We start from the raw sequence: 11930 nt of genomic DNA on the forward strand, positions 1-11930 counted from the left end.
CCTCTCCGCCTGAACGATATCAATTGCTTAGAGGTTTTGCTGATGAACTTGGGGGGTATGCCATTCATAAGGACAATGACCTTTATTGTACCGAGGTTCTTCCGGACATCGCCCTCTACCAAGTCCTTTGCGAAAGCCTTGAAGGTGTCGGCAGAGACATGCAGCGGCAGCTCCAGCTCATGATTGACAGGGCTGTTCCGACGACGATGGCTGAGCTGGAGGCGCGAGGAGCCATCGGCGAGCTTGGCCCTTGGGCGGAGGGGGGAGTGCGGAGCGTCAACTCGCTTACCGGATGGATTGCTGTGATACGAGAGGAGCTCAAGACCTATCAAGGCGATAGGGACGGCTTCATGTTGGAATGCCGCCTGGCATTCCCGAATTTCGTGTTCAGCAAACAATTTCCCGACTGTCTTGGCACATTCAAGGGAGATCTGAACGACTTCGTCGCCGTGATCGTGTCCGCATTGGTCTCTCTTGCCGAAGATATGCCGACATGCATGGAGCAGCCGAACGTAAAACTGTCCATGAAGGCGTTCACCGCGATATCGGGTTTCGAAACCTCGATGGAAGGGGACGTGAAGCGCAAAGATGCGCTGACCTTCCAGTTTGCGGGCAAGGACGGCACAATTCGGATCCTGTGCGAGCCGCATATTAAACTCCATTGCTCAGCCCGTGCCGGCGACACAGAGTATTATTTCCATCGCATTTATTTCTCAAGTGTAGAGCATGCTGAGTTCAAAGGCAGGACGCTCATCGGGCATATCGGCTCGCATCTCTAACGAGGGATATGGCGACCGGTAACCAGCCGATCCCCCTCGGGGTACTTACCTTAGCCGTAAGTATGCCCGCGAATATCGGCGCTTCACCGCACACGCTGCGCGCCGGTTGAGCGGCGGCTCTGGCGCTCTTGCTGCGTTTGCCGTGCCGCACTGCCATAAACGGCTCTCCGCCCCTTGCGAAGGCGACGACCTGATCCGCGCGCTCGGCCCTTGGCGGACTTTGCGGCAGAGAACTCGATGCTGCGGCGCGGCAAATCAAAGCGAATGTTTAGCCTTCACTTGCATTCTCAGCGTCGACATTTGCCGAAGCCGCATCTGGAGCGGCATCATCCGCGATACCCTCCAGGTACTTTGCATAGGTCTTCTTGAGATAGTCAAGCGCAGCGTCGTCGTCGACATTGGACTTCAGCTTATCCTGAACGAAGCGCATCCGGCCCTTTGCGTCAGACAAGACCTCTGACCACGCCTTCACCCAAATCTCGATCGGTCCGTCCTTGAACACGCGTCCAGGCGGGCTGCCTTCCTGTCTCGCACGCCGGCGGGCATGCTCATCGATATCGTTCGACACGGCCCAGAACACCCAACGGGTGTCCAGGTCTCGGAAGCGCTCGTCGTTCGCGATGGCGAAGGCGTAGCTCTCAACCTGAGTGAGTTCCTTAGGCCCGATCACGACAGAGGGTCGCTTCAACTCGACGACGAGATGTTCGCGCTCCTCAGGACGATTTCTCGGAACGGAACGCGAGAGCATGAGGTCGACGACACCGACGCTCCCGTTGATCCTTTTGACCGGCGCGTCTATGATTGTGTCGTCACCGATCATTGACCGATGCTTGCGTAGGACCTCGGTAAGCCCCTTGTCGTCCACCGTGAGACCGAACTCTTCACCGAAAATCCAAGTGTTGCCTTCGGCTATCATCCGATGCAACTGACTGCGCTCCTTGAGCAGACCGCGGGTCTCGGGGTCGTAGAGCAACTGCTCGATGCCAGATAGAAAGCTGAGGCGGTCTGCCACCATCTTGGACGCGCTGATGACATTGGCCAGATCAGCTTCCTCGAGCAGCTTGGCGAACTCGTTCATCGTCCTCTGGGGCAGGTCCAAGACCTGCGTCAGGATCGTCTGGAGCTCGTCCGGGCCGCGCTCGATGGCCTGCCGGAGCATCCGCATCTGAAAGGCGCGGCCTTTGGCGCTTTGCTGGGAGAAGTCGGAGAGGTGCTTGTTAACCGTCAGCGCTACGATGTCGAAAACCTGCCGCTCGGCGGTTTCAACCTTCGTGGTCGGCTCTGCCTCGTAGGGGTAAGAGCGCTCCTCCTTCCATCGCTCGATCTCCGACCGTGCCTTAGCAGTGCTCGCCTCCTTGAAGTGGACCTGAATTGCCTCGGAGGCTTGGTCGACCGCGTCGGCCATGGCAGCGTCCATTTCTGCAAGGTCGATTGCGCCGCGCTCTTGCAGTCGGTCCACGTAGGCGGACTTGAGGTAAGCAGAGAAGACGTAACCTGTTGTGTGGAATTTCGGTGCGATCCTTGCGAAGGGAAAGCCGTCCTTTCCGCAAAGAAAGATCGAACGCTCCGGCGCCGAATTCCACTGGATGACCTCGAGGGCTACAGGATGTGGCCCTCCGTCCGCCTCAATCGGGTCGAGAGAGATGGTGTCCGACGAGGCGATGTTCGCCTCCGGGTCCAGACGCTCGCCGTCGAAGAAGATTTCCGCATCCCGGTAGTTCTTGAGGTAGATGGCGAAGACGGACGAGAAGTCGGGGACCGCGCGCTCGGCCTCAAGCGATTTGAATTGCTTCTCCAGTTCCGAGATCGTGACTTCCACGCCCGTGCCCAGAGCAGGTTCTGCGGGCTCCGGCGCAGATATCTCCACGTCTACGAGCGCGTCCTTGACGAGGGTCATCTTAAAGCCCATCAAGTTGCCCGCTTCGTCCCTGTACCGAACGATCCAGTCAGCGACCCGCCCGAGAGCGAGGGCCTTGAGCCTTCCCTTGCCCTCCTTGCCATGCAGAACGCGTGATTTACGCTTGGATTTCGCACCGTGTCGCTTCCACGAGCCGCCTACCTTGCCGAAGAGCGCCCTCGCCTCCTCGTGAGTGAAGCCGTGGCCGTTGTCCCTGACGGAAACCGAGAGCATCCCGAGCTCGCCGCGATCCACATCTACGTCCACTCGAGTGGCGTCCGCGTCGAGGGAGTTCCAGACGAGCTCGCATACCGCCTGTACCGGCGAGGCATTCGCCAGCTTCCTTAGGTGGTCGTGCGCAACCTCTACCCTGAAGCTCCCGTCAGCCATGGCCATACTACCAATTCCCAGATCGTTTACGCTGAGACTCGCCCCAGCGGGGGCCGCTGTCAAGACGATGCGCTGCTTCGTCCTTTTTATCGCCCTCGGGCCGGAAAGTGAAATGCCGCGGACCTATTTTGGTCACGGCTCATTGTTTTTGGGGTGTTATTGCTCCAGCCGTAGATTTGGAGCCTGCAATCAATCGAGAAACCGGCGATTGGTTTTTTCACTAGGAGCTGAGGTCTGCTCTGCGAGAAGAATTGAGTCAGTTTGCCGCCTCAGCAAAATTCTACTTTCCGCCCCGCCCGTAGGTCACCCGTGGTTCGGCGGCGTGATCTTGGCGAAATGTCCGCTTCCATGCTCAGGCAAGGGTGCGTTCGCGCCTGCGGCAAACGACCGCTTCCCGCCCCTCGTGTCGGCGCCTAGAGGTTATGCTGCGCGTGGCACGAGGGGCAGCAAAGGGCTGTTCGGTCCCGTCGCTGCGCCATGCTCGACTGGCCGCTTCGGCAGCTTTTGGGTAGAAGGTCGACCGACCGCTATAAGTCGACGACGCCATGCCACCCCTGGTTCTGCTTCAGGACGAGCCGCGGACCGCAGACATTATGACGAGGCACCGCCATCAGTCTCGGACCAGCCCATCCAGCCGTTCACCAGCCTCGCCAGCCCGTGATGCCCTCGACTGGCTGGGGTGGAACAGGCTGTGTCACGAGATAGTTCTTTCGCTTCTCGTAGAAAGCGTTGCCACCCGCCACGAGTACATAGTGCATGTTGTCGTAGGCGAACCGGTGACCCGCGGTGTGGAAGAACATCGCGTTGCCGATCATCGGGTGGCGTTCGCCCTGCAGGACGGACCGAGCGGTCTCGCGCACCAGCGGCAAGGACCTCGAGTCCATCCGGCGGGACATGATGCCGGGGGCGAACTGGCCGCGCTGGCCAACGACGCCGCAGACGGACCTCGGGTACTGCCCGGACTCGACGCGGTTCATCACCACGCTGCCCACAGCGACCATACCGTCGCGGCTGGAGCGGTTGGATTCGAAATACATCGCCCGCTCCATGCACTCCTGCGGGGAGCGGCCGCAGGCCCCGAGCAGCAGGCCCGCCACGAGACCGGCGAGGAGTGTGGTCCGGGAGAGGTTCATCACGAAATCCTTATCGAGTGATCCGTCCCTGCGGCGCCACCGGCAGGGCAAGCGGAGGCGCCTTGAGCCGCCTCGCGTCCTCGCCATCTTCCGGATCCTGACTTGCCGCTTGCGAGGATCAGTGCGGGGCCGATCGCGTCTCTCGGGTTCAGGCGCATCCTTCCGCCTCTGAACATCCGGGGGCACAGGCCGCATCCGGAGTTTCGTCCGTTTAACTGATACTTGCGCGAAATTTCGCCGGCGGCAAGGACCAGAAGTCAGGGCTGCAAGAACTGCGCGGGACAGACTTTACCCCCCAAACCGGGACAAACTTGGCCCGATTTGGGAGGAACTTTCGCCGCAGCGACACACACCCAGAATTTCAGCTGCACCCGCTCGTCGAACCACAGGTGTTGCACTTCATGCAGGTGCCGTTGCGCACCAGTGTGTAGTTGCCGCACTCGCCGCAGGGGTCGCCCTCGTAGCCCTGCATCTTGGCCTTCGTCCGCGCGTCCATCGCGACCGTGCCGGTGGCGAGGGCCGTCGCGGCGCGCGTTTCGGCGAAGCCGGTCAGCGAGCCGGACTCGAAGCCCACCGCCATGCCGCCCTGCAGCACCGTCAGCTCCTGCGGCAGACGCTTGCGCAGATAGCCGGTGGAACTGATCTGCTTCAGCACCTCGAGGCTTCGCGAGGCGGCGGCCTCGGAGACCTCGGTCACGTTCGACCGCTTGCCCTCGTCGGTGCCGCCGCCGAGGTCGTCGAAGCTCGCCCCCTGCGGCTTCACATGCGCGAGGTCGGTGCGGTCCAGATACGAGATCGCCAGTTCCCGGAAGATGTAGTCGAGGATGGAGGTCGCGTTCTTGATCGAGTCGTTGCCCTGCACCATGCCGGCGGGCTCGAACTTGGTGAAGGTGAAAGCGTCGACGAACTCTTCCAGCGGCACGCCATATTGCAGGCCGACCGAGACCGCGATGGCGAAGTTGTTCATCATCGCCCGGAAGCCCGCACCTTCCTTGTGCATGTCGATGAAGATCTCGCCCAGCGAGCCGTCCTTGTATTCGCCGGTGCGGAGATAGACCTTGTGGCCGCCGACGATCGCCTTTTGCGTGTAGCCCTTGCGGCGCTCCGGCAGCTTCTCGCGGTTCGAGCGGACGATCTCCTTGACGATCACCTTCTCGACGATCTTCTCGGCGATCACCACCGCCTTCTCCTGCGGGGTGCCGGTGGCGAGGATCTCCTCGGCCTCCTCGTCATCCTCGACCAGCGCCGAAGCGAGCGGCTGGCTGAGTTTCGAGCCGTCGCGGTAGAGCGCGTTTGCCTTGATGCCCAGCGAATGCGACAGTTCGTAGGCCGCCAGCACCTCGGCGATGGTGGCCGAGTTCGGCATGTTGATCGTCTTCGAGATCGCGCCCGATATGAAGCTCTGCGCCGCCGCCATCATGTGGATGTGGCTCTCGACCGAGAGGTAGCGGCGGCCCTTCTTGCCGCAGGGGTTGGCGCAGTCGAAGACCGGCAGATGCTCGGCCTTCAGGTGCGGCGCGCCTTCCAGCGTCATCGTCCCGCAGACATGATCGTTCGCGGCGTCGATCTGGGCCTTGGTGAAGCCGAGGTGGCGCAGCAGGTCGAAGGTCGGGTCCGCGAGCTTGTCGGCGGGGATGCCGAGCGCGCGCTTGCAGAAATCCTCGCCCAGCGTCCACTGGTTGAAGACGAAGCGGATGTCGAAGGCGGAAGGCAGCGCGGCCTCGACCTTCTCCAGTTCCGCGGCGCCGAAGCCGTGGCCGACCAGCGCCGAATGGCTGATCGCGGGGCAGTTTGCCAGCGTGCCGTGGCCCACCGCATAGGCCACGATCTGCGAGATCTGCGCCGAGGTATAGCCGAGGGTCTCCAGCGCGGCCGGAACCGACTGGTTGATGATCTTGAAGTAGCCGCCGCCGGCGAGCTTCTTGAACTTCACCAGCGCGAAGTCGGGCTCGATGCCCGTCGTGTCGCAGTCCATCACGAGGCCAATGGTGCCGGTGGGCGCGATCACCGTCACCTGCGCGTTGCGATAGCCGTGGGCCTCTCCCAGCGCCAGCGCCTCGTCCCAGGCGGATTTCGCGAGGCTGACCAGGCGGGCATCCGGGCAGTTGGCGGCGTCGAGCGGCACGGGGGCCACGTTCACCGCCTCGTAGCTTTTTGCGCCATGCGCCGCGGCGCGGTGGTTGCGGATGACGCGCAGCATGTGCTGGGCGTTCCGCTGGTAGCCCGCGAAGGCGCCAAGTTCCGCCGCCATCTCGGCCGAGGTCGCATAGGCCACGCCCGTCATGATCGCCGAGAGCGCGCCGCAGAGCGCCCTGCCCTCCTTCGAGTCGTAGCCCAGCCCCATGTTCATCAGCAGCCCGCCGATGTTGGCATAGCCAAGACCCAGCGTGCGGAAATCATAGGAGAGCTGCGCGATTTCCTTCGACGGGAACTGCGCCATCATCACCGAGACTTCCAGCGTCACGGTCCAGAGCCGCGTCGCGTGGATATAGGCATCGGCGTCGAAGCGGCCGCCCTCGAAGAAGGTCAGCAGGTTCATCGACGCGAGGTTGCAGGCCGTGTCGTCCAGGAACATGTATTCCGAACAGGGGTTCGAGCCGCGGATCGGCCCGTCCTCGGGGCAGGTGTGCCAGGCGTTGACCGTGTCGTGGAACTGGATGCCCGGATCGGCGCAGGCCCAGGCGGCGTGGCCCACCTGATCCCACAGCTCGCGCGCCTTCACGGTCTTGGCCACCTTGCCGTCGGTGCGGCGCAGAAGCGCCCAGTCGGCATCCTCCTTCACCGCCTTCAGGAAGGCATCCGTCACGCGGACGGAGTTGTTAGAGTTCTGGCCGGAAACGGTGATATAGGCCTCGGAATCCCAATCCGTATCGTAGGTCGGGAACTCGATCGACGAGAAGCCCTGCCGCGCGTACTGGAGCACGCGGTTGATGTAGGTCTCGGGGATCATGGCCTTTTTCGCGGCACGGATCGCAGTCTTGAGTGCTGCGTTTCCGGCCGGGTCGGTCGCGCCCTCGATCGAGCCGTCAAAGCTGCGAATGGCGGCGAAGATGTCGTTCAGCTTCGCTTCATGCTGCTTCGAACCGGCGACGAGAGAGGCGACCTTCTGCTCTTCGATGACCTTCCAGTTGATGAACTGCTCGATGTCGGGGTGATCCATGTCGCAGATCACCATCTTGGCCGCGCGCCGGGTCGTCCCGCCCGACTTGATCGCGCCCGCTGCGCGGTCGCCGATCTTCAGGAAGCCCATGAGGCCTGAAGACTTGCCGCCGCCCGACAGTTTCTCGCCCTCGCCGCGCAGCGAGGAGAAGTTGGTGCCGGTGCCGGAGCCGTACTTGAACAGCCGCGCCTCGCGGACCCAGAGGTCCATGATGCCGCCCTCGTTCACCAGATCATCCGCGACCGACTGGATGAAGCAGGCGTGCGGCTGGGGATGCTCGTAGGCGCTGTCGGATTTCACCAGCTTGCCCGTGGCATGATCGACGTAGAAGTGCCCCTGCGACGGGCCGTCGATGCCATAGGCCCAGTGCAGCCCGGTGTTGAACCATTGCGGGCTGTTCGGCGCGGCCATCTGGCGAGCCAGCATGTGGCGCATCTCGTCGTAATAGGCGCGCGCATCGGCCTCGGTCGAGAAATAGCCGCCCTTCCAGCCCCAATAGGCCCAGGCGCCGGCCAGACGGTCGAAGACCTGCCGGGCCGAGGTTTCGCCGGTGAAACGCTCGCCCTCGGGCAGGGCCGCAAGCGCCGCCTCGTCGGGGACCGAGCGCCAGAGGAATTCCGGAACCCCCTTCTCCTTCACGCGGCGCAGGCGCGCGGGCACGCCGGCCTTGCGGAAGTACTTCTGGGCGAGCACGTCCGAGGCGACCTGGCTCCAGCCCTCCGGCACCTCGACGCTCTCGTTGCGGAAGACCACGGTGCCATCCGGGTTCCGGATTTCGGAAACCGTCGTCGCGAAGCCGATGCCGCCATAGGCGCCGCCTTCAGCCGTGGTGAACTTCCGCTCGATCTTCATCTCGCCCTCTCCGTTCTCGTCCCTCGCGGGGCTTGGCCCCGTCGTTGATCCAGCAGCCCGGCACAGCACGACGCCCTCCCGCGAAAGCAGGTGGGTCCGGCGCGTCCCGTGGGGCGGTCTGTTGATGGTTCCCGGCAAGCACCCGCTACATGTAGTGGTCAGCCGCCGCGTCCCATCAAGTTGTCGCAAAGCCGACAGCGTGGCAACGGGATTCTTGCGCTCCCTTGCTAGATAATGTGCTTGACGCGCCTCGTGCGTCCATCCGTGGTATCAGCCGAAAGGCTGTGGGTAGTCATGTGGATAATTCCGGGGAGACTGGAGGCGACGGGCGCAAAGGCGCGGCTCGGCAGGCAGTTGCGGGCGTGGCCTCAGCCTGGGGATGAACGGCCCTGCCCCGAGTCGCGGGCTTCAAGCCCCGGAAAACCCGCTGCTTTCGCGTGGCATCCGTGCAACGCAGGCCCTGCAAGCCTCGTGGAGTCGAGGCGGGGCGATTCCCCCTCGGCGCCCGGCAGGAAACCGCTGGCAGAGCCGCCGGGGATCGCTTAGATCTTCGGCTGACACCGGCCACGACACCGGAGATCTGCATGCAGGACTCGATCATCTCCCGCTGCGAGGCCAAGGGCCTGCGCATGACCGAACAGCGCCGCATCATCGCGCGGGTGATCGGCGAATCCGCCGACCATCCCGATGTCGAGGAACTCCATGCCCGCGCCGCGGCCGTCGATCCGCGCATCTCGATCGCCACGGTCTATCGCACGGTGAAGCTCTTTGAAGAGGCCGGGATCCTCGAGCGGCTCGAGTTCGGCGACGGCCGCGCGCGCTATGAGGATGCCGAGCGCGACCATCACGACCACCTGATCGATGTCACGACCGGCGCGGTGATCGAGTTCGTCGATCCCGAGATCGAGGCGCTGCAGGAAAAGATCGCCGCCCGGCTGGGCTACCGGCTGGTGGGCCACAGGTTCGAGCTGTTCGGCCGCCCCGTGAAGAGGGGCTGACGCTCGCATCCGGGGTCGCAGGACCCCCGCAAAGGAAGCGGCAGGGACCGCCTCCGCATCGGGGACAGGATCCCCAAGTCAGGGACAGACATGGAAAACTTGCGCGGCATCGTGATGATGATCGTGTCCATGGCGGGCTTCGCCATGGAGGACATGTTCGTGAAGCTGGCCTCGGCCGGCATGCCGACGGGGCAGATCCTGCTGTTCCTGGGCCTCTTCGGCGCGCCGCTCTTCTGGGCGCTGGCCCGGCGCGAGGGCAAGGCCATCCTCTCGCGCGAGGTGCTGGCGGGCCCGATCCTCTGGCGCAATCTGGGCGAGATGGTGGGCACGGCCGGTTTCGTGACCGCGCTGGCGCTGACGCCGCTCTCGAGCGCCTCGGCCATCCTGCAGGCGACGCCGCTGGTCGTGACCTTCGGGGCGGCGGTCTTTCTGGGCGAGAAGGTGGGCTGGCGGCGCTGGAGCGCGATCGCCGTGGGGTTCGCCGGCGTCGTGGTGGTGATCCGACCGGGGCTCGAGGGGTTCGAGCTGGCCTCGCTCTGGGCCGTGCTGGGCGTGATCGGGCTTGCGGGCCGCGACCTCGCCACGCGCCGGGTGGCGGCCTCGACCTCGACCATGCAGGTCGGCGCCTGGGCCTTCCTCACGGTGGCGGCCGTGGGCGGGATGATGCTGGCCGTGGGCGGTGGCGCGGTCTGGCCCGGGCCCGGGCAGATGGGCCTGCTGCTGGGCGCGCTCTGTTTCGGCTTCGTCGGCTACTGGACGCTGATCCTGGCCACCCGCGTGGGCGAGGTCTCGGCCATCGTGCCCTTCCGCTACACGCGGCTCGTCTTCGCCATGCTGATCGGGTTCCTGGTGTTCCACGAACGCCCCGACGCCTGGATGCTCGGCGGGGCGTCGCTCATCATCGGCTCGGGCCTTTACAGCTTCATGCGCGAGCAGCGGCTTCGCCGTCTTTCCTTGCGGCAAGCCGCAGAGTAAGAAGCCGCAAACCCACGGCAACCCAAGGGACAGATTATGAGCACGATCATCGACATCCACGCCCGCGAGATCCTCGACAGCCGCGGCAACCCCACCGTCGAGGTGGACGTCACGCTGGAGAGCGGCGCCTTCGGCCGCGCCGCGGTGCCCTCGGGCGCCTCGACCGGCGCGCATGAGGCGGTCGAGAAGCGCGACGGCGACACGTCGCGCTACATGGGCAAGGGCGTGCTCGAGGCGGTTGCGGCTGTCAACGGCGAGATCGCCGAGATGCTGGTGGGCTTTGACGCGACCGAGCAGGTCGGCATCGACCGCACCATGATCGAAATGGACGGCACGCCGAACAAGGGCCGGCTGGGCGCGAACGCCATCCTCGGCGTGTCGCTGGCGGTCGCCAAGGCCGCCGCCGAATTCACCAACCAGCCCCTCTTCCGCTATGTGGGCGGCTCGTCCGCGCGCGTCCTGCCGGTGCCGATGATGAACATCATCAACGGCGGCGAGCACGCCGACAACCCGATCGACATCCAGGAATTCATGATCATGCCGGTCGCCGCGAAGAACGTGCGCGAGGCGATCCGCATGGGCTCCGAAGTGTTCCACACGCTGAAGAAGGAACTGGCGACCGGCGGCTTCAACACCGGGATCGGCGACGAGGGCGGCTTTGCCCCGAACATCTCCTCGACCCACGAGGCGCTGGACTACATCCTGCGGTCGATCGAGAAGGCGGGCTACAAGCCGGGCGAGGACATCCACCTCGCGCTCGACTGCGCCTCGACCGAATATTTCAAGGGCGGCAAGTACGAGATGAAGGGCGAGGGCAAGTCGCTGACCTCGGCCGAGAACGTGGACTACCTGGCCGCGCTCTGCGCCGACTATCCGATCATCTCGATCGAGGACGGCTGCGCCGAGGACGACTGGGACGGCTGGAAACTTCTGACCGACCGTCTGGGCGCCAAGGTGCAGCTGGTGGGCGACGACCTGTTCGTGACCAACCCCAAGCGTCTGGAACAGGGCATCAAGGCGGGCGTCGGCAACTCGATGCTGGTCAAGGTGAACCAGATCGGCTCGCTGACCGAGACGCTGATGGCCGTCGATATGGCCCACCGCGCGCGCTACACCAACGTCATGTCGCACCGCTCGGGCGAGACGGAAGACTCCACCATCGCCGATCTCGCGGTGGCGACGAACTGCGGCCAGATCAAGACCGGCTCGCTGTCGCGCTCGGACCGTCTGGCGAAATACAACCAGCTGATCCGCATCGAGGAGATGCTGGGCGAAGTGGCGGAATACGCCGGCCGCTCGATCCTCAAGGCCTGAGTGTCGAAAGGGGGCCCTGCCCCCTCCATGCACCTGCGTGGGCCGCCTGATCGCCGGCGCGCGCGGGTCGCAAGCGAACCCGGCCCGGACGCGGTGCGCCCGGGCCTCTTCTCCCGATCAGGAGAAGGTGTAGTCGCACGGATCGTGCGGACGACCACGGCCGGGACCACGGCCATGCCCGGGGCCGCCGTGACCGCGGCCATGCGTCATCTCTTCCAGCGTTCCGAGAGCGCGAAGCACCGGAGCCTCGTAAGTCTGAAACTCTTTATCCAATTGTCTTCTCCTCTATGACTGCCAGTAACCTGGCGGGCCAAGCTTGGCGGCAGCTTTTCGTCTGTCAACAAAGGGTTCCGTGGAGGCGCCTCTGCGGCAGGAAATACAACCGGGCGCGCAGGCAGCCTCAACCAGGACGCTCATTTCGAGAAGGATTCC

Annotated in this window: 7 protein-coding genes; 4 read left to right on the forward strand and 3 right to left on the reverse strand. The window is 64.1% G+C overall.

What is annotated here, in order from left to right:
• On the forward strand, positions 1 to 779 hold a 779-nt coding region (locus FG154_RS21080; protein ID WP_186312387.1), incomplete at its 5' end, for a hypothetical protein.
• A 268-nt stretch (positions 780 to 1047) separates the two neighbouring features.
• On the opposite strand, the gene FG154_RS15150 is transcribed toward FG154_RS21080, so the two are convergent.
• From FG154_RS15150 to FG154_RS15160, 3 genes are all read right to left on the reverse strand, one after another.
• On the reverse strand, positions 1048 to 3072 hold the full coding sequence (locus tag FG154_RS15150) for an ATP-binding protein (RefSeq protein WP_222120561.1): 2025 nt from the start codon (positions 3070 to 3072) through the stop codon (positions 1048 to 1050).
• 632 nt (positions 3073 to 3704) lie between these two features.
• Positions 3705 to 4199 carry a cell wall hydrolase gene (locus FG154_RS15155; RefSeq protein WP_145109675.1) on the reverse strand — a complete coding sequence of 165 codons (495 nt, stop codon included), beginning with the start codon at positions 4197 to 4199 and terminating at the stop codon, positions 3705 to 3707.
• A 361-nt stretch (positions 4200 to 4560) separates the two neighbouring features.
• Positions 4561 to 8211, reverse strand: coding sequence for a vitamin B12-dependent ribonucleotide reductase (locus FG154_RS15160; protein WP_145109678.1), 3651 nt, complete (start codon positions 8209 to 8211; stop codon positions 4561 to 4563).
• Between the two features lie 584 nt (positions 8212 to 8795).
• Between FG154_RS15160 and FG154_RS15165 the strand changes: the two genes are divergently transcribed.
• From FG154_RS15165 to eno, 3 genes are all read left to right on the forward strand, one after another.
• Positions 8796 to 9209 (forward strand): Fur family transcriptional regulator, encoded by a 414-nt coding sequence (locus FG154_RS15165; RefSeq protein WP_145109681.1) that lies wholly within the window; start codon positions 8796 to 8798, stop codon positions 9207 to 9209.
• 90 nt (positions 9210 to 9299) lie between these two features.
• A complete protein-coding gene (locus FG154_RS15170) occupies positions 9300 to 10184 on the forward strand; it encodes a DMT family transporter (protein ID WP_145109684.1) in 885 nt (294 codons plus the stop codon).
• A gap of 36 nt (positions 10185 to 10220) precedes the next feature.
• Positions 10221 to 11498 (forward strand): phosphopyruvate hydratase, encoded by a 1278-nt coding sequence (eno, locus tag FG154_RS15175; RefSeq protein ID WP_145109687.1) that lies wholly within the window; start codon positions 10221 to 10223, stop codon positions 11496 to 11498.
• Positions 11499 to 11930 lie beyond the last annotated feature (432 nt).

Source organism: Cereibacter sediminicola (genome assembly GCF_007668225.1).
GTDB classification, from domain to species: domain Bacteria; phylum Pseudomonadota; class Alphaproteobacteria; order Rhodobacterales; family Rhodobacteraceae; genus Cereibacter_A; species Cereibacter_A azotoformans.